The sequence below is a fragment of the Cupriavidus basilensis OR16 genome (assembly GCF_000243095.1).
Classification (GTDB): domain Bacteria; phylum Pseudomonadota; class Gammaproteobacteria; order Burkholderiales; family Burkholderiaceae; genus Cupriavidus; species Cupriavidus basilensis_D.
On the sequence record NZ_AHJE01000047.1, the window covers coordinates 17265 to 37578 of the forward strand.

16 protein-coding genes and 4 pseudogenes are annotated in these 20314 nt (G+C 64.1%); 5 read left to right on the forward strand and 15 right to left on the reverse strand.

The annotated features are described in order from the left end of the window. Positions 1–28 precede the first annotated feature (28 nt). From OR16_RS17825 to OR16_RS17855, 7 genes and pseudogenes are all read right to left on the reverse strand, one after another. Positions 29–959 (reverse strand): annotated as a pseudogene (locus tag OR16_RS17825) (lysylphosphatidylglycerol synthase domain-containing protein). Then, a complete protein-coding gene (hpnK, locus tag OR16_RS17830; RefSeq protein WP_043420217.1) occupies positions 956–1777 on the reverse strand; it encodes a hopanoid biosynthesis-associated protein HpnK in 822 nt (273 codons plus the stop codon). The pseudogene OR16_RS17825 and the gene hpnK overlap by 4 nt, the downstream one beginning before the upstream one ends. Then, positions 1699–3086 (reverse strand): annotated as a pseudogene (gene hpnJ, locus OR16_RS17835) (hopanoid biosynthesis associated radical SAM protein HpnJ). Before hpnJ ends, hpnK begins: the two are co-directional and overlap by 79 nt. Then, positions 3083–4360: a bacteriohopanetetrol glucosamine biosynthesis glycosyltransferase HpnI gene (hpnI, locus tag OR16_RS17840; RefSeq protein WP_081488810.1), complete on the reverse strand. Its 1278-nt coding sequence runs from the start codon at positions 4358–4360 to the stop codon at positions 3083–3085. The pseudogene hpnJ and the gene hpnI overlap by 4 nt, the downstream one beginning before the upstream one ends. 241 nt (positions 4361–4601) lie before the next feature. Further along, entirely contained in the window at positions 4602–5300 is a 699-nt protein-coding gene (locus OR16_RS17845; RefSeq protein WP_006159344.1) for an RraA family protein, read from the reverse strand. A gap of 12 nt (positions 5301–5312) precedes the next feature. After that, positions 5313–6287, reverse strand: coding sequence for a Bug family tripartite tricarboxylate transporter substrate binding protein (locus tag OR16_RS17850; protein ID WP_006159345.1), 975 nt, complete (start codon positions 6285–6287; stop codon positions 5313–5315). Positions 6288–6329: 42 nt separating this feature from the next. Then, positions 6330–7535 carry a pyridoxal phosphate-dependent aminotransferase gene (locus OR16_RS17855; RefSeq protein WP_006159346.1) on the reverse strand — a complete coding sequence of 402 codons (1206 nt, stop codon included), beginning with the start codon at positions 7533–7535 and terminating at the stop codon, positions 6330–6332. 156 nt (positions 7536–7691) lie between these two features. Here OR16_RS17855 and OR16_RS17860 point away from each other — a divergent pair, with 156 nt between their 5' ends. Next, positions 7692–8609, forward strand: coding sequence for a LysR family transcriptional regulator (locus OR16_RS17860; protein WP_006159347.1), 918 nt, complete (start codon positions 7692–7694; stop codon positions 8607–8609). Positions 8610–8762: 153 nt separating this feature from the next. Here OR16_RS17860 and OR16_RS17865 read toward each other — a convergent pair whose 3' ends face one another. The 6 genes and pseudogenes from OR16_RS17865 to OR16_RS45975 all read right to left on the reverse strand — a co-directional run bounded on the left by OR16_RS17865 (position 8763) and on the right by OR16_RS45975 (position 14387). Beyond that, positions 8763–9680 (reverse strand): dioxygenase, encoded by a 918-nt coding sequence (locus OR16_RS17865; protein ID WP_006159348.1) that lies wholly within the window; start codon positions 9678–9680, stop codon positions 8763–8765. A gap of 21 nt (positions 9681–9701) precedes the next feature. Further along, a complete protein-coding gene (locus tag OR16_RS17870) occupies positions 9702–11081 on the reverse strand; it encodes an MFS transporter (RefSeq protein ID WP_006159349.1) in 1380 nt (459 codons plus the stop codon). 103 nt (positions 11082–11184) lie between these two features. Further along, positions 11185–12408 carry an NAD(P)/FAD-dependent oxidoreductase gene (locus OR16_RS17875; protein WP_006159350.1) on the reverse strand — a complete coding sequence of 408 codons (1224 nt, stop codon included), beginning with the start codon at positions 12406–12408 and terminating at the stop codon, positions 11185–11187. A gap of 14 nt (positions 12409–12422) precedes the next feature. Beyond that, the gene (andAb, locus tag OR16_RS17880; RefSeq protein ID WP_006159351.1) at positions 12423–12755 is read right to left on the reverse strand and encodes an anthranilate 1,2-dioxygenase ferredoxin subunit AndAb; all 333 of its coding nucleotides are present in this window, start codon (positions 12753–12755) and stop codon (positions 12423–12425) included. 11 nt (positions 12756–12766) lie between these two features. Then, a pseudogene (locus tag OR16_RS45970) lies at positions 12767–13165 on the reverse strand (aromatic-ring-hydroxylating dioxygenase subunit beta); the annotation flags it as partial. Next, positions 13075–14387 (reverse strand): annotated as a pseudogene (locus OR16_RS45975) (Rieske 2Fe-2S domain-containing protein). The pseudogenes OR16_RS45975 and OR16_RS45970, both read right to left, overlap by 91 nt. Before the next feature lie 424 nt (positions 14388–14811). Between OR16_RS45975 and OR16_RS17895 the strand changes: the two are divergent. Then, positions 14812–15825 carry an AraC family transcriptional regulator gene (locus OR16_RS17895; RefSeq protein WP_006159353.1) on the forward strand — a complete coding sequence of 338 codons (1014 nt, stop codon included), beginning with the start codon at positions 14812–14814 and terminating at the stop codon, positions 15823–15825. 178 nt (positions 15826–16003) lie between these two features. Further along, positions 16004–17041 carry a threonine aldolase family protein gene (locus OR16_RS17900; RefSeq protein WP_006159354.1) on the forward strand — a complete coding sequence of 346 codons (1038 nt, stop codon included), beginning with the start codon at positions 16004–16006 and terminating at the stop codon, positions 17039–17041. 75 nt (positions 17042–17116) lie between these two features. On the opposite strand, the gene OR16_RS17905 is transcribed toward OR16_RS17900, so the two are convergent. Next, entirely contained in the window at positions 17117–18676 is a 1560-nt protein-coding gene (locus OR16_RS17905) for a winged helix-turn-helix domain-containing tetratricopeptide repeat protein (protein ID WP_006159355.1), read from the reverse strand. Between the two features lie 190 nt (positions 18677–18866). Between OR16_RS17905 and OR16_RS17910 the strand changes: the two genes are divergently transcribed. Together OR16_RS17910 and OR16_RS17915 are read left to right on the forward strand one after the other, a co-directional pair. Continuing rightward, positions 18867–19109, forward strand: coding sequence for an alpha/beta hydrolase (locus tag OR16_RS17910; protein ID WP_006159356.1), 243 nt, complete (start codon positions 18867–18869; stop codon positions 19107–19109). 82 nt (positions 19110–19191) lie between these two features. Beyond that, entirely contained in the window at positions 19192–19980 is a 789-nt protein-coding gene (locus tag OR16_RS17915; protein WP_006159357.1) for an alpha/beta fold hydrolase, read from the forward strand. On the opposite strand, the gene OR16_RS41460 is transcribed toward OR16_RS17915, so the two are convergent. After that, entirely contained in the window at positions 19964–20302 is a 339-nt protein-coding gene (locus OR16_RS41460; protein WP_081488812.1) for an LLM class flavin-dependent oxidoreductase, read from the reverse strand. The genes OR16_RS17915 and OR16_RS41460 overlap by 17 nt on opposite strands. Positions 20303–20314: the final 12 nt, after the last annotated feature.

Below are 20314 nucleotides of genomic sequence, written 5' to 3' on the forward strand. Positions count from 1 at the left end.
TCGCCGTGGGCGTGGACGCTGCACGGCGCTATGCGGCTGCGCGCCGCCAGCGCCGCACCTCCACCCACTGCCACGACAACAGCGCCGGGATGCCGAACAGCACCTCGCGCGCGCGCTTGACCAGCGCCAGCGACAACGCCACCTGCGGGTCGACGCCAAGCAGGTGGCCCAGCAGCATCACCACGGCCTCTTGCACGCCCAGGCCCGCCGGCACGAAGAAGGCCACGTGGCGCACGGCCTGGGTCAGCGACTCGATCGCCAGCGCCTGCCAGAAGGGAACGGGATGGCCCAGCAGCCATAGCGCGAACCAGACCTCCGCCGCGCCCACCGCCATGCCGGCAAACTGCCAGCACAGTGCGGCGAGCAATTCGCGATGGCGCGCATTCAGGGCCCGGATCTGCGCGTCCAGGCGCGCGCCGTCGATCATCGCGACCAGGCGGTGGTCGGTGCCGAACAAGCGCCGCGCGGCGCCCTCGAGCCGCTCGAACAATGCGCTGTGCCGCAGCGAGAGCGCAAACAGCACGGGCACCGGCAAGGACAGCAGCAAGCCGGCCAGCACCGCCCACGCTTGGCCGCCGCCACTGCCGAGTGCCAGCAGCAACAGCACCACGCCGAGCGCGGAGAACAGATACTGCGCGAACAGCGTCACCATGACCTCCACCACGATGCTGGCGGTCACTGCGGTGGTATCCGCGATGCGCAAGCGGTGCCTCGCGCACGGTGGCAACCCACCATAGGAAGGCGAGACTGGCGAACTCGTCGGGATCGGCAGACGTCAGCAGCACCCGCCAGCCTTGCGCGTCCAGCAGCAGCGGCAGGGCGTGAAAGGGCACCAGCAGCAGCAGCGGCCAGCCAGCCTGCCCGACGATGCGGCCAATGTCGGCCGCGCCCTCGTGCAGCACCAGCGCGGTCAGGGCCAGCATGCCGAGCAGGCCGGCCAGGTAGATCAGGCGCTTCATGCGGAGGCCAGGGCACCGGGCCCGCCAAAAATGTCCGTGAAGCCGCCGCGACGCAAGCCGGCGCGCTCGAGCGCCTCGCGCACGCGCGGCGACAGCAACGCGGCCAGTTCGTCGGCATGGCGATAGCCACGCATGCTGGGCGCCACCTCGGCACCGGAGACCACGCCGGGATGCAGATAGATTTCGCCCACGCCCGCTGGCAGCGTCGCCAGCGCGGCCAGCAAGGCGGCCTCGTCCATGCCGCCGCTATTGGCGATGCCTAGCACGTAGTCGTTGTGGGCGATGCCAGCCAGGTCCAGCCGCCTGCGCAGCAAAGCGAGCCAGGGCCTCAGCAGCACCGGCGCCGCGGGCTCGCTGGGCAGGCGCATGGCCTGCATGCCGAACTCCCGCCCGATCTCCAGGATCAGGGACAGCACGGTGGGATGCAGGTGGAAATGCTTGTGCGTGTTCACGTGATCCAGTGTCAGCCCGGTAGCGGCGAACGCCTCGAACTGGGCACGGATTTCCGCAGCCAGCTGGCGCCGCACATGCGGCAGGAAGAAAAAGCGGAAGCCGTCGCGCGCCATGGCCGAGCCGAAGCGCCCGTGCGCGTCCACCAGCGCCGGGATGGCTGCCGCGGCGAGCATGGCCGGCCCATCGGCCAGCACCACATGCAAACCCACCCGCAAGCGAGGCAGGCGCCTGGCACGCGCCACCGCGTCCGCGGCCGCGCTCGCGCCCACCATCAGGCTGGCGGCGTTCAGCACGCCATGCCGGTGCGCCAGTTCCACCGCCTCATTGACACCGCCGTGCAGACCGAAATCGTCGGCGGTGATGATCCCACACCCTCGCGCAGGCGGCGCTTCATCATGTCCCAGCTGCCCAGCATCTCGCGCCTGCTTCCTTGCTCAGGTGCGGATAGCTGATCGCCGCCAGCTGCACGCCCTTGTCGTTGACCAGGTTGATTACCTTGTTGTCTTTTTCCACCGCTTGCCGGTATAGCGTGGTGCCCGGATAGGGCGCTGCCAGCGAGACCTGGATCGTGTGCGGATTGATGTCCTTGGCGTAGGCGATGGTCTTCTCGATGGTCTCGCGCGTCTCGCCCGGCAGCCCGAGGATGAAGGTGCCGTGGATCATGATGCCAAGCTTGCGGCAGTCCTCGGTGAAGCGGCGCGCGATATCCGTGCGCAAGCCCTTCTTGATATTGAGCAGGATCTGGTCGTCGCCGGATTCGTAGCCCACCAGCAGCAGCCGCAGGCCGTTTTCCTTCATGATCTTGAGCGTGCTGTAAGGCACGTTGGCCTTGGCATTGCAGGACCACGTCACGCCCAGCTTGCCCAGCTCGCGCGCGATCTCCTCCACGCGCGGCTTGAAATCCGTGAAGGTGTCGTCGTCGAACATGATCTCCTTGACCTCGGGCATGTTCTCCTTGATCCATTTGACCTCGGCGACCACGTTTGCCGGTGACCTTGTGCGATAGCGGTGCCCGCCCACGGTCTGCGGCCATAGGCAGAAGGTGCATTTGGAGCGGCAGCCGCGCCCGGTATAGATCGAGACGTAGGGGTGCTTCAGGTAGCCGATGAAGTAGTTGTCGATCTTCAGGTCGCGCTGGTAGACGGGTGCCACGAAGGGCAGCTCATCCATGTTCTCGATCATGGGGCGCGGGCCATTGTGCTCCTGGGAGCCGTCCGGCAGCTTGTAGCTCAGGCCGAGCACATCCTTGAGGGGCTTGCCAGCGGCCACCTCCTGGCAGGTGTAGTCGAACTCCTCGCGGCACACGAAATCGATGGCCGGGCTGGCGCCGAGCGTGCCGCCGGGATCGACCGCGGGCTTGGCGCCTACCATGCCGATCATCACGCCGGGGTTGCGAGCCTTCAGTTCCTCCGCGAACTTGGCGTCGGTGGGAAAGGACGGCGTGCTGGTGTGGATGATGACCAGCTCGTAGGCAGCGGCAATATCCAGCGTTTCCTGCACGCCCAGACCGTCCGCGGGCGCGTCGAGCACGCGGCTGCCCGGCACCAGGGCGGCGGGCTGCGCCAGCCACGTCGGGTACCAGAACGATTTGATCTCGCGCTTGGCCTGGTAGCGCGAGCCGGCGCCGCCATCAAAGCCATCGAAGGAAGGCACCTGGAGGAACAAGGTTTTCATAGCAGCCTCGGGGGATTCAAGCCATTTGTCGACCGGGACGACTGGCGTTCTGGCACGCCATTGTCCGCCGCGTCCGTCATCAAGGGAAGAGGGCGAAGCGTGGCGCCAGCGCCCTGGTAAGATTCCATGCCCGCCCGCATCGCCGGCGAGCGCGGCTGCGGCGGCGCCTCGGATGCGGGAGGATCGCGCACCGGCAACATCCGGTCGCGCCAGCGCACCCGCGAGCCGGCCAAGGCAACGGCCCACTCGACAAGCAGCAGCGTATCGCGCAGCGGCGCTGTCAGCGCGGCGCCGAGGCCGCCAGCCAGGACACTGCGCGCCAGCCCGCCCACCACCACTGCGGCCAGCACAAGCGGATGCGGTGATAGCCAGGCCGCCAGCGCCAGCATTGGCCAGGTGAACGTGATGAAGGTGAAGGCGAAGCCCACCGGATTCAGCGAGCGGATCGTGCGCATCCACCGCAATTCATGCGTCCATAGATCGGCAAGATTGGATTCCGTCACATCGGTACTGACCATCTCGTCCGACAGCACCGTCTCCAGCCCCTCGCGCCGAACCAGCTCGCCCAGCCAGAAATCATCGGCCAGCCGGTTCGAGAGCGCCTCGAACCCGCCGATTGCGGCCAGCGCGTCACGCCGCACGGCGATGGTGGCGCCGAAGGAGAAGCTGCGGGAGCCGCCCGCGTGGGCGATCCGCACCGAAGGCGCAAACCAGTGGTCAATGAATCCCACCCCCAGGCGCGACCAGAAGCCGCCGACCGCATGGCCGCGATACAGGCAAGTCACCACACCGACCTGGGCATTGGCCAGCGGGGCGGTAACGCGGGCGAGATAGTCCGGCGCCACGGCGATGTCGCTATCGGCGACCACCAGCCACGCGTGGCGCGCGCTGGCGCAGAGATTGATCAGGTTGCTGGCCTTGAGATTGCTGCCATGCACCCGGGAATCGATGACCAGGTCAATCCGGCAGGCGGGGAAATCGGCGCGCAAGCGCTCCACGACGCCGATGGCGGGATCGTCTGCAGCACGGACACCAAACACGACCTGATAGGCGGGGTGCTGCTGCCGGCACAGAGTGGCGAGATTCTCGTAGAGACGAGGCTCGGCGCCGCAGAGCGGCTTGAGCACGCTCACCGGGTGAACGCTCTCGTCATGCGGGACCACGCAGGCGGGTTCCGGTCCGGGCGAGGCCCGTCGGCTCATCCATGCCGCCGCCACGGCATATCCTGCCGAGAGCCATGCCACTGCCGGACCAGCAAGTGCACCCAACGTCATTTATGCCAGCCCTCGTTTTGGGTGTGGACTAAAGCCGTACGGTATAGCGTGAATACTTAAGGAAGTATTAAGGGGAAATATGACGCAGGGAAGTAGATTCGTCCACTAGGAAGATCGCTGATGGCGTAGGGACAACGTGGGGTAGGCAAATTGGACAAGAAAGATATTGATAACAATTCTTGTTAATTCTGTTTATATCGGAAGGGTCAGGGCCGCGGGGCGGCCCTGACGGCATCTGCGCTCAGAGCGCCTCGCCCGCCTTGAGCACGCCCGCCGCCTGCAAGGACGCGTCGAGCCAGGCAGGGCGCAACGCCTCGCCGGACCGGATGCCGTCGATCCGCTTTCGCTCCGCCGCCACCTTCTCGGCCGCCTGCCCGATCAGCCGAGCCACGTTTTCGCGCTCGACCACCACCACGCCGTCGGCGTCGCCGATGACGAGATCACCAGGCCTGACGGTGACGCCGCCGCATTGGATAGGATGATTCACGCGGCCGGGCACCAGCTTGGTGGGACCGTTCGGATTCGTCCCAACGCAATACATGGGAAAACCCAGCTCGCGAATCTCGTCGGCGTCGCGCGATGCCGCGTCCAGCACCACCGCTGCCACGCCAAGTGCCTTGCACTGGTTCGTCATGATGCTGCCCATCAACGCGCACGACTGGTCGCCCTTCCCGTCCACCACGATCACGTCGCCAGGCTTTGCGAGCGCCATGGCGGCGTGAATCATGAGGTTGTCGCCCGGCCGGACTTCGACCGTGAGCGCGGGCCCGCAGAAGCGGCTAGCGCGATCGAGCGGTGCGATGCGCCCGTGCATGCCGCCCCGGCGTCCCGCCACATCCGCGAAGATCGAGGCAGCGAACCGGGACGCTTGCTCGACCAGGTCCGGGCGAACGCGTTCGAAGTCCCGCACCATATCCGGCGGGTTGCTCTCGTTGTCCATATCCTGTTTCCCTTAATTCAGCGTGACGTTGGCTTCTTTGATCACGCTGAGCCATTTACGCTTGTCCGAGACCAGGAACTCGCGGAATTTGTCCGACGTGCTGCCAACCACTTCCATGCCGTCCTGGCTCAGGCGCTGCGCGATCTCCGGCTGGCGCAGTACCTGCGCCACGTCGTGCTGCAGGCGCGCGACCACGCTGGCGGGGGTACCCCTGGCCGCGCAAAGCCCGGTCCACGCCACGGGGTCGAACCCGGGCACGCCCGACTCCGCGAATGTCGGCACGTCGGGCAGCGACTGGAGGCGCTGCAGCGACGCCACGCCCAGCACGCGCAGTTTTCCCGATTTCGCGTAAGGCAGGGAGCTGATAGGCTGGTCGAAGATCAAGGAGACCTGGCCGCCGAGCAGGTCCGTCATGGCCTGGCCCGTGCCCTTGTAAGGCACATGGACGATATTGATGCCGGCGCGCAGCTTGAGCATTTCGCCCGCCAGGTGACCCGCCGTGCCATTGCCGGACGAAGCAAAATTCAGCTTGCCCGGATTGGCCTTGGCGTAGGCAATCAGCTCCTTGACGTTGTGGATGGGCAGCGCCGCGTTGACCAGCGCAATGTACGGCGTGTTGGCGATCAGGGACACCGGAATGATGTCGGTCTGCGGGTCGTAGCTGACCTTCTGCAAGGACGGCTGGATGGACAGCATCCCCGTGGTGCAGATCATCAGGGTGTGGCCATCGGCAGGCGCTTTCAGCATGGTGTCGGCAGCGATGTTGCCGCCAGCGCCGGGGCGGTTGTCGATGAGCACCTGCTGGCCCAGGGCCTCTGACAGCTTGGGCGCCAACAGACGCGCGACGATATCGTTCGAGCCACCAGGGGAAAAGCCCACAAGGATGCGGATCGGCCTCGAAGGATAAGTGGGCTCGCCATGCGCGGCCGTGGCAAAGAGCGGCAAGCCCGCCGCGATCAGGCGAAGACACTTCAGCAGAAAATTCATGGTGCGCCCTGGTGGATGGATTGAAGGAATGCCGTGCGATGCCTAGCGCATCAATGCCGCGGCTGCGGCTTCGATCCGGCGGCAGCCCTCGTCCAGTTGCGCCATGCTAGCGGCAAACGAAAGCCGGAAGTGAGAATCGACGCCATAGGCGGAACCCTGCAGTACCGCGAGGTCCTGCGAGTCCAGCAACCAATTGACCCAGTCGTCGCTGGACCGGATAACCCGGCCGTCCGGCGCGCGCGCGCCGATCAGCGCTTCGCACGACGCAAAGACATAGAATGCGCCCGCTGGCGCCTGGCACCGAATGCCGTCGATCTTCCCGAGCGCGGCAACAACCCTGTCCCGGCGCGCCTGGAAAACCGCCTTGTTGGCCGCGATGAAATCCTGCGGGCCATCCAGCGCCACGATCGCTGCGGCTTGCGCGACCGAATTAGCCCCGGAGGTGCTTTGCGATTGCAGTTTCACCATCGCCTTGATCAGCGCCGCCGGCGCGCCGGCGTAGCCGATGCGCCAGCCCGTCATCGCATAGGCCTTCGAGACGCCGTTGATCGTCAGCGTGCGCGCCTTCAATGACGGCGCCGCTTGCGCCAGCGTGACAAAGGCGGCGTTATCGTAGGTGAGGTGCTCGTAGATGTCGTCGGTCATCACCCAGACGTGCGGATGACGCTCCAGGACCTCGGCCAGGGCAACCAGCTCCGCGCGGGTATAGGTGGCACCGCTTGGGTTGTTCGGCGAGTTGAGGATCAGCCAGCGGGTTCGCGCGGAAATGGCCCGCTCGAGGTCCTCCGGCGTGAGCTTGAACCCGTGCTCCGCCTGGCACGCCACGAATACGGGCACGCCACCCGCGAACAACGTGATATCGGGGTACGAGACCCAGTATGGCGCGGGCACGATGACCTCGTCGCCCTGTTGCACCGTGCACATGAGCGCATTGAAGATAACCTGCTTGGCGCCGGTGCTGACGATGATCTCGCCAGCCGAATAATCGAGCCCGTTCTCCCGCTTGAATTTTTGCGCGACCGCGTGGCGCAGCTCGGCGGCGCCGCCCACATCGGTGTAGCGCGTCTTGCCGGCATGCATCGCGGCCCAGGCGGCTTCCCGGATGTGGACCGGTGTCTCGAAGTCCGGCTCCCCGGCGGTGAGGCCGATTACATCGCGCCCCGCGGCGCGGAGCTCCCGCACGCGTTGCCCGGCCATGGAACTGGGAGAGGGCTTGATTCTGTTGAGTCTGTCGGTGAGCTGCAGCATGAAGCGTCGCCATGGAAAGGATCTTGGGAGAAAAGTATCCGCCACCGCGCCGCCCCGGCAAAACGAGAAATCGGATTACACAGGTATTCCATTTTTTCGTGGAGAGGCGCTCATTGATGCGAGAATATGTCGCTGCACAGAATCATCGGAAGTCAAATGTCTGTCACGTTCAAGCAACTCGAGGCTTTCTACTTCTGTGTGACGCATGCGTCCTTCAGCTCGGCAGCCACCAAGCTCCATGCCACGCAATCGGCCATGTCCAAGCGTGTCGGCGAGCTGGAAGCGGTCCTGGGCGTGCAACTTGTCCACAGAACGCCAAAGGGCCTCGTGCCCACGCATGCCGGAAGCCGGCTCCTGGTCCTCGCCGAACAGGCCATGCGGCTGCGCGAGCGGATCGGCGCGGAGGTTGGACAGGCCGACAAGCTCACCGGGACCTACCGGATCGGTGTCACCGAACTCATCGCCTTGACGTGGCTGACCAAGCTGCTCAAGGAACTAAAGAGCCGGCACCCAGAGCTTCAACTGGAGCCCGTGGTCGATGCGGGCATGAACCTCTTCGAAGGCCTGGAGGCCAACAAGATCGACCTGGCGATACTGCCAGGCACGTTCTGGGGCGACGCCTACAAGACAGTGGAGGTGGGCCGTGTGGAAGACCTGTGGATGGCAAGCCCCGCGCTTGCCCTGCCCGACCGGGCCTTGCGGCCTGAAGAGTTCGCCCAGTATCCGGTGCTGGAGCAATCCGTCGGATCCGCGAAGAACACCTTCTACGGCGCCTGGCGCCGGGAGCACGGATTCAAGTTCAAGAAGGTATTTGCGACCAACAGCCTGACCGTATTGAGGGCGCTGACAATCGAAGGACTCGGCATCAGCCAGCTTGCGCTGGATTACTTCGCCGCGGATATCGAGCAAGGGCTTTTGCGCGTGGTGAAGAGCGACCCCATGCCACCGCCGCTGGTTTATTCGGCCGTGTACCGTGACGATGCCTACAGCGCGGCGCTGGATGTCATTGCCGAGGTCAGCAAGCTCGTGTGTGATTTTTCGCGCGGCCCGCATGATCGTGCGGTGGCGCGTTGAGCGCCTGTTGCGCCGTCAGCCCGATGCGCTCGCCTGCGGTCCCTGGCGGCGTAGCCTCCGTCCGGGGACGGGCTGAATGCCGAAGCGGGGCGAGCCGATGGGCTGCGCCCACGGCATCGTGATGACCCCGCCCTACCTCGGCGATCCGCGCGATCAGAGCGCTGCCGTATCGTAGCGGCTCGCCGCAATCATTTCGTCTTCGCGCAGCGCGTCCTGGAGCACGAAGTCGAAACGGACGTGCGTGAACGGGCCTGTGACGCCAAGCGACGCAAACTCCGTCGAGCTTTCCACCTTCGTGAGCGCCACCACCAGGCCGTCGCGGGTGGCGAAGGCGAAGTCGTCATCCAGGAAGGTGTCTCCCGGGATGTTGACCTGCGTGGTCAGCGCGCGCTTGCCGCCACCCGAGACCAGGAAGTGAATGTGGGCCGGCCGGTTGCCGTGCCGTCCAAGCAGGTCGAACAACTCGGAAACCGGGCTGCCCGGCGGAATCGCGTAGCCTGGGGGCAGGAAGCTGCGGAAGCGATAATTGCCCTCGGCGTCGGTCTCGATCCGGCGGCGCAGATTGTAGCCTGGCTGGTCTGGATCGAAATGCGAGTAGCGTCCGAGTTCGTTGCAGTGCCACACGTCGACACTCGCGTGCGGCACCGGCTTGCCGTCGAGGCCCAGCACGCGGCCTTCCATCACCAGCACTTCGCCTTTTCCTTCGTTGCCTTCATCCAGGCGGACTTCGCGCATGGCCAGCGGCGCGCCGGCCACGTACAACGGCCCTTCGATGGCGCGCGGCGTGCCCTTCTCAGGCGCTTCGGCCTGGTCTGCTTCTTCTGCCAGGATATCCAGCAGCCGGTCGAAACCCAGGCCCGCGGTGATCAGCCCGACCATATTGGCTTCGCCCAGGCGGTTCAGCCATTTCATGGCCGACCAGAATTCGTTGGGCGTGACCTTGAATTCCTCAATGGTATGGAACAGGTCGGTGACGATACGCGCAGTAACAGTGCGGACGCGCTCGTCGCCAGCGCTGACCTGGCTGCCATTGACCAGCGCCAGAAGTTGGGAAGTGGTGTACTCGGCCATGATGGATGGTCTCCTTAGATCTTAGAGTTTGCTGGGGGGAGTGGAAATATTGAGAATCGCGTCAGTGCCGGCCGCGTTGCCTTGCTCCGTGGCCGCCGACGCCGAGCGTGCGTGATTGATGATCAGCACGGCAGCCGCCGCGACGACGCCGGGCACTGCGATGGACATGAAATTCTGCTCCAGCGGCAGCCCGAAGCCGACCAGCATGCCAATCACGATCGGTGCCAGGATGGCGCCGCCACGGCCGACGCCCAGGGTCCAGCCGATTCCGGTGGCACGGATGGCAATCGGGTAGAACTGCCCCGCATAGGCGCAGCCGACGATCTGCGTACCAATGGTCGACGCGCCTGCAAGTCCGACGAGTACGTACAGCAAGCCAAGTGGTACCTGGTGGCCCAGCATGGTGATCGATACGGCGGCCGACAGGTACATGCCTATCAGGACGTACTTGATGTGGAACCTGTCGGCCAGCCATCCGCCGCCAATCGCACCGATCATGCCGCCGAGGTTGAGCACCAGCACGAACGTCAAGGCGGAACCAAGGCTGTAGCCCGCGCTCGCCATCAGCTTGGCCAGCCACGAACTGAGCGCGTAGACCATGAACAGGCACATGAAGCACGACAGCCAGAACATCAGCGTGCTCAAGGCGCGTCCCTCCCTGAAGAGCTGGCGGATGGGCGTGCCTGCGGCTACGTCCGTGCCGGTAATCACGAAGCGGTCGTCGGTGCGCGGGGCGTAGCCAGGGTCGATCCTTTCGGCCAGCCGCTTCAACTCGTCACTGCGGCCGCGCCGGATCTGGAACGCCACCGATTCCGGCATCGACTTGAGGATCAGCGGGATCAGCAGCACGGGGAGTCCCGCGGCGATGAACACGGATTGCCATCCGTAGGTCTCGATCAGCCCCTTGCCTAGCAGGGCCGCAAGCATGCCCCCGATCGAGTAGCCGCTGAACATCAACGTCACCATCGTGCTGCGCACGCGCTGCGGCGCATACTCAGTCATCTGCGCGATCACGTTTGGCATCACGCCGCCGATGCCGAGACCGGCCAGGAAGCGCGCCGCGCCGAACGAGAGCGGGTCTGTACATAGCCCCGCGACCGCGGTGAAGACGCTGAACAGCGCGATGCAGATCGTGATCGCCCAACGTCTGCCGATCTTGTCGGCGATGGTGCCGAGGAAGATGTTGCCGAACATCATGCCGAATAGCGCCGAGCTGACCAGCAGGCCGGCCTGCGTGGGATCGATCGCCATCTGCTTCATGATCGACGGCAAAGCGATGCCGACCACGGCCAGATCATAGCCGTCGAAAACGATGATCAATGCGCACCAGATCAGCACGCTGTAATGGAAGGTATTAAGTCTGGCGTCATTCGCCAGTTTTTGCATATCGATTTGCCGCATAGTCTCCTCTCTGTTTATCTGTTTATCTGTTTATCTGTTTATCTGTTTATCTGTTTATCTGTTTATCTGTCTGTCTTTCTGTCTTTCTGTCTTTCTATGGCCGTCAAAGCTTGGCCAGCGGCACGCTTTCATCAGCCAGGCTTTTCGGACTGACAAGAGTGCGTCTCTCGATCAGGCGGCGCGCAAAACGCAGGTCGCGGGCGGCATTGCCGCCCAGCGCGGCCACCACCCGTTCGTCTTCCAGGTAGAAGAAGATGAAACTACCCGCCGCTGGCAGGCTGCGTATGACCAGTTGATGGGATGCCGACGGCACGCCGTAGATCTGCAGGTTCACGCCGTATTGGTCAGACCAGAACCACGGCAAGGGGTCGTAGTGCACGGCAACGCCGAGCACCGACTTTGCCGCCGCGATCCCCTGCTCCTGCGCGTTCTGCCACGACTCGAGCCGCATGTTGCGCCCGGCCCAGCCGTTGCGCGCGACCGCGAGGTCTCCGGCGGCGAACACATCGGGATCGCTGGTCCGGCACTGTGCGTCGACCAGCACGCCGCCGTCGCATTGCAGTCCAGCCGCGCGGGCCAGTTCGTCGTTGGGAACCAGGCCGATGCCCACCACAGCGACGTCGCAGACGATCTCGCGGCCATCGGTCAACTTGACCAAGAGCGCGCCGTCCGCCATGCCTGCGAAGCTGGCGACATTGGCCTCCAGCAGCACCTGGGTGCCATGTGCCGTGTGCAGGTCAAGCAGCCGCTCCGACAGCGCAGCCGGTACGCTACGCTCGCATAGCCGGCGCATCGCCTCGATCACGGTCGCTTGCGCGCCGCGCTGACGCGCGGTAGCAGCCACCTCCAGCCCGATCCAGCCACCGCCAACGACGGCAACGCGGGTACCGGGGCGCAGCGCGGGTGCCAGGCGCAGGGCGTCGTCAATCGTGCGCAACACATGCACGCCCGGCAGGCTCGCGCCGGGAACGTCAAGTGCGCGGGCACGGCCGCCTGTACATAGCACAAGTCTGCTGTAGCCAATGGTCTGCCCGTCAGTGAGCACAACCTGCTTTGCCGCACGGTCCAGCCGGACGACGCGTGTGCTGCCCAGCCACTCGATCGATAGCGTAGCCATCATCTCGGCGCCCAGCAGGTGCACGCTATCCGGCGTTGCCTCGCCCGAAAGTACCGCCTTGGACAGCGGCGGGCGCTCATAGGGAGGATGCGCCTCGTCACCGATCAGCACGATCCGGCCCATGAAGCCTTCGTCGCGCAGCGTGCGCGCCGCCCAGCTTCCGGCCTGGCCGGCACCAATGACGACGATTGTGGTGAGGTTCGTATTCATGGCACTCCAGGCGCTCAGGTGGTCGCTACGACTTGCGGCAGGACCTGGATCTGCACCCGGCCGTCCGCCACACGCAGGGGATAGGTCTGGACCGGCTTCACGCACGGCGCCTTGCGCGCTTCGCCGGTACGGAGGTCGAACAAGCCCTGATGAAGCGGGCACTCGACGCAGCCGTCTTCGACAAAGCCTTCCGACAATGGCACGCGCTCGTGCGTGCACAGGTCGTGCAGTGCGAAGAGCGCCTCGCCCACTCGGAACACCGCAACCGGCAAGCCAGCGGCCTCGACCGCGCGCGGCTCGTCCTCGATGAATTCGTCGGCCGCGCCGACGTCATGCCATGTACTCATGGGAACCGCTCCTAGATTGGCGTAGCGAGAAGGGTCTGAACACGCGAGGTGTCATAGATGACCCGTTTTTCCTTGTAGCGCCACTCGCCGTCCTGCTTGACGACGGTGTCGCGATAGCAGCCCGCCTGGTACACGGCGCTCTCGCCCGCCGCGCCGGTATTGACGACGATATAGCTCGACAGCGTGCGCACTTCCTCGTCGCTCATCGACTCGATCACCAGGCCGCCTAGTGCGTGGCGATAGGAATGCGCTTCGAAGATGTTTGCGTGGCGCAGCGCGACGATGCGGTCGCGCATCATCATCTGGTTGCGGCAGTGGATCACCGGCGCCGGCAGGCCGCGGTCGGCGTTCTCGCGCGAGATGATCGTGTACGTGCCATCCTCCGTGAAGAAGCCCGGCCAAGCCTCAAGCGGCGAATCAGGTTTTCGGTGATATTGCTGTTGGTCTGCTCGGGCGCATCCAGGCCCATGCCCATATAGGAAGTCTTGTCGCCATCCCGGACGGTGCCGCGCTGCACCAGTTCGGTGGCTTCGGTATCCTCCATCGAGATAAAGCCGGCCGGCCCGACGAGGTTGGCCTGCAGTAGCCGCAGCTCGCGCAGCTCCGGGGTGTCGTCCTCGTAGCCGAAGAAGTGAAACACCAGCTCGAAGTTGCCCGGGCCCTTCGGTAACAACTGGCGCGCAACCAGCGTGTTGTGGATCTGCTGGATGACGAGTTGCGGGAAGATCGGCTGGATATGGTTGGTACAGTCTTCTTCGAATTCGGAGATCTGCCCCAGCACGTAGGGATCCTCGAGCGCGAAGCCGTCCTGCATGGAGCGGATCTTCTGGTCGGTGTACGCCGCCGCAGTATTGGTGTCGACCTTCGGCTTGGTCACCGTGATCAGGCTGTGCAGGCCGTGCGTCGCATCCGGAATCGAGCGCGCGCTCATGCCGACACGGAAAATGTTGAACGTGGTGTGGAAGAGATGCAGCAAGCTCGCGTGATACGGGTCCTCTTCCAGTTCGACTTCGAGTACTGGCGCGTGCAACCCAGGTACACGATGGGCTTGTGGAAGACGCGATCCACCCAGGGACGCATCTCCGCGCCCAGGTATTCGGGCAGCGGCGGCGTCTCGTCGCTGAAGGTGGCGAAGAGCAGGCCCTTGTACTCTTCGACGCGCAGCTTCTGCAGGCCGTGTGCCTTGGGGTCGAAGGCCTTTGCCATGCCGACGAGCGTGACCGCGCCTTGCTTCTGGCCGCGACGGAACGGCACCCCTTGCAGGTCGCCCTCGCACGAGTAGTTCCACTGGTGATAAACGCAGGTATGCGATTCCGCATTCCCATATTTCTCGCGACAGACCATGGCGCCGCGATGCGCGCAGCGATTGACCCAGCAAGCGAACCCGTTGGCGGTGCGCGTTACCACCACCGGTGTATCGCCGACAAAGGTACTCTTGAAGTCATTGAGGGCGGGAATCTCGCAGGCCAGGGCAACGAAGCTCCAGTACGGCCCGCGATAGATGCGTTCCTGCTCTCGGTCGTAGACCTCCTGCGAGCTGAAGACCCTGTAGGGGACGCAAGAGCCGTCCGTCTGGGGGAAGAACACCTGCCGGCTGGCGGCGCTCTCGGCGATCTGTGGAGAATCTGACATCGCTGTCTCCGTGAAGTTATGTGTGTTATCGGATGGAGACAGTGTAGAAATCCGCGGTGCCGCGGACTATCCGGAAATGGCTAACTTGTGGCGCGGGCAAGTCCGCTTCTTGCGATTCGCGGTAGGGCTATCCGAAAGCGGCAGCGATGCTGCCGGCGTCTATCCGATTCCGGCAAGGCTGCGTTGCAGCCTTGCAAGGGCACTACTTCTGCCGCGGGCGCTGTGGCAAGATAAGGCGCATAAGAGGGACGACCGAGCCCTGGTCAAAAAATCTGGGTCTTATGTAACGGCTCCAGGATGAAAGGCGCTCCGGTCCTCGCGTACGCTACTTGGCGCTACAGCGAATGCGACAAGGCAGCGCAGCGGCGCTAGACGTCTTAAGCGTCGCATGGAAGCTGCCATATAGTTGGAATGGGGACAAAAGATGCCACTCTCGCCGCGGACCCCCGCCCTGTCGGCCTTGTACCGGAATCCGCTCTTCCGCTCGGATGTGCACGTCGAGGCGCACGAGCAGGTCGCCCGCGAACTCGCCGACCATATCCTGCGCTGGAAACCTGGCGCGCCGGACGCCGCGATGTTCAAGGGGGAACTCAACCGCTTGAGAGCCTACGCGCTACGCTACGGCGCCGAGGTCGAAGTCTCGGCACGCCCGTTCGATAATTTTGCGCTGGTCCATACCTCCCTGCGCGGCGGCGCCGAGATCGAATGCGATGGGCATCGCCTCTGGGTTGCGGAAGGACGCACTGCCGTGCTCGCACCGAAGGAACGCATTCGCCTGCGCTGGAGCCCCGGCAACCAGCAGATGATCGTGCGGGTTCCGCACAGCCTGCTGCGCGAGGCCATGGCGTGCGAAGAAGACGAACGCATTGACCTGGTGCCGGGCTTCCTGCTGCCGCGCGCGCTCGAAGCGCACTGGGAACTGCTCGCGCATTCGATGCTGAACCTGCTCCCGCCCGCCGGCGACGCAGCCGCGCATGCCAAGTGGGTAGACCACTTCGAGAGGCACCTGGCGTTGTTCCTGCTACTGCACCAGCCTGCGGAAGTTGCCCCTCTGACGGCCACTCGTGACCACACCAGGCTGCCAAGCGAGACCGTCGATGCCCACGCGAGCCGGGGTACGCGCCAGATGGATGCTGTCATCGCATACATCGAGTCCCACCTCTGCGCGCCGGTTTCGCTCGAGGATCTGGCCAGCATTGCCAGAGTGAGTTGCCGCACGTTGAATACCCTATGCCATCGCCACACCGGCATCGCACCGATGGAGCTGTTGCGCAACGCGCGCCTGGACGCCGTACGCACGCGCCTGCTACTCGATCCCGGCGCCAGCATCACCGAGACCGCGCTGGCGTATGGGTTCGGGCATCTAGGTCGCTTCGCAGCCTACTACGCGGCACGCTTCAGTGAACGGCCGAGCGACACCCAGAAGCGTCGAGACTAGGAAAGAAAGGGGGCGCCTGCGAGACGCCGTTTCCCGCCATTGTGGCGCGACTCTCAAGGCTGGTCTCCATGGCGTCGGCGGCAAACCGGAGGTGCGTTATGCTGGTAACAAATCGGTAGCCTGGGGTTCTGGCCTCGTGCCCATTCCGGGCGGCCTCCATCCAAGGCGGGAGCACCGTATGACTACTTTCAGCTTTCTCGACGACTACAGCGAAGGCGCCCATCCCGACATCCTCCGCGCCCTGACGGAATCCAACTACATCCAGCAGGCACCCTACGGGGAAGATTCCTACTCTGCCGAGGCGACGGCTCGAATCAAGGCCCGCCTGGGGGACACGTTCGACGGAGCGATCCACTACGTCGCGAGCGGGACCATGGCCAACATCGTTTCGATATCGAGCTGCCTGCGCCCGCATGAGGCCGTCATCGCCGTGGAATCGGGGCATATCGTGGTAAGGGAGGCCGGTGCCATCGAGGCAACTGGCCACAAGATCATCGTCGCCCCTCCTGTCGACGGGAAGCTGACGCCCGCCAATATCGAGGCTGCGCTTGCCAGCAATGCGCATTTTCCGCACATGGCAAAGCCGCGACTGGTCTATCTGTCGAATGCTACCGAAACAGGCACCGTCTATTCACTCACGGAACTGAAGGAGATATCGACGCTCGCAAGGCAACGGGGCCTGATCCTGTTTCTCGATGGTGCGCGGTTGGGAGCGGCACTGGCGTCAAGCAAGAACGACGCGACGATGGCCGATATTGCTTCGCTCGTTGATATTTTCTGGATCGGCGGAACCAAGGCAGGCGCGTTACTGGGTGAGGCGATCGTTGTCTGCAATCCGGCGTTGGCGGAGGATTTTGCCTTTCATATCAAGCAACGCGGCGGCATGTTGGCCAAGGGACGGTTGCTGGGTATCCAGTTTCAGGAGCTCTTTGGCGCCAGGAACCTCTTCTTCGAGAATGCAAGGCAGGCCAATGCCATGGCGGCGAAGCTCGCATCTGGGATTGCGTCTGGCGGCTATGCCTTTGAGGCAGAAACGGCTACCAACCAGGTATTTCCAATCTTGCCGGATGCCGTCGTGTCCGCCTTGAAGCAACACTTCGCTTTCTACACTTGGAGAAAATCGGATGATGATCATTCCGTGATTCGGCTGGTGACGTCCTGGGCCACACCAGAACACCAGATCGACGCATTTCTGGCTCGGCTCGCCCAAGTTTGATGGCCTGCCGACGACTGCCTTGCGCTTGGCGAGGGGCGGCGTTCTCGGCTGGCGCGATCACGGCATCGCGCATGCTCAGGGACCTGTCTTGGACCATGCAAGCAATCCAGCTCTGTCGAGACCCTTCGCGATGCGCGCCAGATCCCCCGGATTCCTGAATGGCATGCGCGCGATGCCGACGGCGAACGAGTAGGACGGGTTGATGGCGATGAGCTCGCCCCAGACGCTGCGCGCTTCTTCAAGATAGCCAAGGTTGCCGAGCGCCGAAGCGAGATAAGCCCGGCTCATGTCGGTCTGGGGGACAAGGAGGATACGCTCCCGCAGGATCGCTACGGCCGTTTCATAGTCGCCGGCAACGATATGGGCCACGCCGAGATGGTGGAGATAGCCCTGGGTGAAGTAAGGATCGAGCCGCATGGCCCGCTCCAGATCGCGAATCGCCACCCGGGGTTGCCCCGAATAGATGTTCAGCGTTGCGCGCAGAGACAGCGCTGGGGCAAAGTTCGGGTTGAGCGAGAGCGCTTCGTCGACTTCGCGAGCCCAGCGGCTGAAGTCTTTCCGGTACATCGCAACCAAGGCGGCCACGCCGTGCGCGAACGGCTCGCCCGGATCGCGCTCGATCGCTTTGTCGACCAACGCTTCGGCTTCGGTGAGCGAGCGTTCGGGGTCTTCGGTCCAGCGGTTGTAATAGGCTTGGGCGAGAGCCATGCCTAGCGCCGCATAGGGCGCTGGATAGCCCGGATCGAATGCGATCGCCTGCCGAAACAGTTCGCTCGTTCGCTCGAAGACAGCCACGTTCTGCGTCGCGCCGCGCTGCATTGCCCGGCCTCGCAGGAAGCACTGGTAGGCTTCCATCTGGGTTGTTCCGCTGGATGCGACGCCCGGAAACAAAGTGACCTCGAGCGGGCTCAACGCGGCGCTAAGTTCGACAACGATCTTTCGGGCCACCTCGTCCTGCACCGCGAACATGTCATGGAGTTCCCCGTCGTATCGTTCGGCCCACAGATGGCAGCCGCTGACCCCATCGCTCAATTGCGCGACCACGCGGATGCGCTCGCCGCTCTTCCGGATGCTGCCGTCGACGATGTAGCGGGCGCCCAGCTCGCTTGCGATGCGTCGCACGTCCGTGGGCACGCCCTTGTAGGCAAAGCTGGAGCTGCGGGCGATCACCGTCAGGCCCGGGATCTTCGATAACGTCGTGATGATCTCATCAGCCAGCCCGTCGGCGAAGAATTCCTGATCGCTGTCGTTGCTGAGGTTGGCGAACGGGAGGATCGCCAGTGACGGCTTGGGCGAAGGCAGGTCGACAGTGTCTTCGGCGGTAGTAATGAAATCCTTAAAACAGTATCCAATGCGTGGAATGGTGGTGACCCACGCCTCGCCATCGGGCGCGAGGCCCACCGCCTTTCGCAGCAGCCCGATCTGGACCGAAAGATTGCTTTCCTCGACAGGGGTCCCCGGCCAGGCCGCATCCATGAGCTCCGCTTTGGTGACGATCTCTCCCTGCCGTCTGAGCAGCGTGGCCAGAAGCAGGATGCCCCGGCGCCCAAGCGCCACGCGCGCCCCCTTCCGCTGCAGCGTCCCGTTGTCGAGATTGAGTAAGAACGGGCCGAAGGTGAAACGCTGTCCTTGCATATGACTCCGCGCTGCAACAATTTGGGAATTCTTGGAAATTCTTGGAAATTCTTGGAAACTATTCGGACATTATTCGGCAGCCCTTCAATACGCCAGCGCTTGCCCTCGCGATACTGTTACACGCTGCAGCCCCCTGGTCCACCTGGTCGCCGCGCAAAGTACCGCCACACAGAAAGGAGGGGCAGACGAAATGACAATCCTACCATTGGCCGCGCCGTCGGTCGCTCCCGCCTGGAAGACGAAGCCGAGCTGGTATCTGGTCGCCAGGGACGACCGGATGATCCCGCCCGACGCGCAGCGCGCCATGGCGATGCGTGCGGGCTCCACCGCCGTCGAGCTCGACGGAAGCCACGCAATCTATGTGTCTCAGCCCGGTGGTGTGGCCGAACTGATCGAGGCGGCCGCCGAAGCGGTCACGGCTTCCACGATCTAAATGCCGCCGTGCGATTGACCTCGGACGGCTGTCACGCCTGACGAGCACACCCTTCCATTACATCCTATCGATGAGGTACCAGATGCAACCCAAACCTGTCTCCTCCTGGCGCACCGTTCTTGGCGTGCTGGGCTTCGCCTCCCTGGCTATCGGTGCCACGTCGCCAAGCACGGCCGCTGCCGCCGACCGTGTCAACAACGTGGTACTCGTCCACGGCGGCTTCGTCGACGGTGGCGGCTGGGAATCGGTGTACAAGCTGCTGAAGGCCAAGGGCTTCAACGTCAGCATCGTGCAAAACCCCACGACGTCGCTCGCCGCAGACGTGGCTGCCACCAAGGCGGTGGTCGACGCCCAGGACGGCCCCGTCACCCTGGTGGGCCATTCGTACGGGGGGGTGGTCATCACGGAGGCCGGCAACGACCCCAAGGTCTCGCGCCTGGTCTACATTGCGGCGTTCGCCCCGGACCAGGGCGAATCCGTTCAAAAGCTGATCGCCAATCCTCCTCCTGGCGCTTCGGCGCCCCCCATCCTGCCGCCGGTCAATGGCTTCCTGATGCTGGACAAGACGAAGTTCGCCGCGGCCTTCGCTGGCGACGTGAAAGCCGAACGTGCCTCCTTCCTGGCGAACGCCCAAGTGCCATGGGGCGTGGACGCGCTGGCGGGTGAAGTCACCTTGGCTGCCTGGCGTGCGAAGCCGAGCTGGTACCTCGTCACCAAGGACGACAAGATGATTCCGCCGGATGCCCAGCGCGCGATGTCCAAGCGCGCCGGCGCCACGGTGGTAGAAACTCGGGGCAGCCACGCCGTGTATGAGTCGAAGCCGGCTGCCGTGGCGGCCCTCATCGAGCAGGCCGCTAATTCGAAGAACTAAGCACAACAAAGCGCATCACATCACGCCCTTCGAGCTGAGTCTTGAAGGGCGTTTTGCCACGCGGGCCTGCACTCAATACCGATACCGCGCTCGTCAATCGGATGTTCTTGGTCCGCGCAGCCGCCGCAGCGAGTATGACTGCCGGGGCGGCATCCAGAAATTCCCTTCGATGATGCTCGCCAATACCAAAGATATCCAGCCCGGCGCGATCAGCGATCTCAACCTCATCGAGAAGCGCTGACATGCGGTCCTCGGGCAAGGTCCGGCGGCCTGATTCCGGATCGGGAAGGTCAACCGCAAAACTATCAATACCAATTTCCATCCCGCTCACCTA

What these genes read in the sequence shown, in the direction of transcription:
- andAb (WP_006159351.1), bottom strand. Translation starts at nt 12,755, where the DNA reads ATGAGTACATGGCATGACGTCGGCGCGGCCGACGAATTCATCGAGGAC.
- OR16_RS17845 (WP_006159344.1), bottom strand. Translation starts at nt 5,300, where the DNA reads ATGGACAACGAGAGCAACCCGCCGGATATGGTGCGGGACTTCGAACGC.
- OR16_RS41460 (WP_081488812.1), bottom strand. Translation starts at nt 20,302, where the DNA reads ATGGAAATTGGTATTGATAGTTTTGCGGTTGACCTTCCCGATCCGGAA.
- OR16_RS17860 (WP_006159347.1), top strand. Translation starts at nt 7,692, where the DNA reads ATGTCTGTCACGTTCAAGCAACTCGAGGCTTTCTACTTCTGTGTGACG.
- OR16_RS17905 (WP_006159355.1), bottom strand. Translation starts at nt 18,676, where the DNA reads ATGCAAGGACAGCGTTTCACCTTCGGCCCGTTCTTACTCAATCTCGAC.
- hpnI (WP_081488810.1), bottom strand. Translation starts at nt 4,360, where the DNA reads ATGACGTTGGGTGCACTTGCTGGTCCGGCAGTGGCATGGCTCTCGGCA.
- OR16_RS17900 (WP_006159354.1), top strand. Translation starts at nt 16,004, where the DNA reads ATGACTACTTTCAGCTTTCTCGACGACTACAGCGAAGGCGCCCATCCC.
- OR16_RS17855 (WP_006159346.1), bottom strand. Translation starts at nt 7,535, where the DNA reads ATGCTGCAGCTCACCGACAGACTCAACAGAATCAAGCCCTCTCCCAGT.
- OR16_RS17875 (WP_006159350.1), bottom strand. Translation starts at nt 12,408, where the DNA reads ATGAATACGAACCTCACCACAATCGTCGTCATTGGTGCCGGCCAGGCC.
- OR16_RS17850 (WP_006159345.1), bottom strand. Translation starts at nt 6,287, where the DNA reads ATGAATTTTCTGCTGAAGTGTCTTCGCCTGATCGCGGCGGGCTTGCCG.
- OR16_RS17870 (WP_006159349.1), bottom strand. Translation starts at nt 11,081, where the DNA reads ATGCGGCAAATCGATATGCAAAAACTGGCGAATGACGCCAGACTTAAT.
- OR16_RS17895 (WP_006159353.1), top strand. Translation starts at nt 14,812, where the DNA reads ATGCCACTCTCGCCGCGGACCCCCGCCCTGTCGGCCTTGTACCGGAAT.
- OR16_RS17910 (WP_006159356.1), top strand. Translation starts at nt 18,867, where the DNA reads ATGACAATCCTACCATTGGCCGCGCCGTCGGTCGCTCCCGCCTGGAAG.
- OR16_RS17915 (WP_006159357.1), top strand. Translation starts at nt 19,192, where the DNA reads ATGCAACCCAAACCTGTCTCCTCCTGGCGCACCGTTCTTGGCGTGCTG.
- OR16_RS17865 (WP_006159348.1), bottom strand. Translation starts at nt 9,680, where the DNA reads ATGGCCGAGTACACCACTTCCCAACTTCTGGCGCTGGTCAATGGCAGC.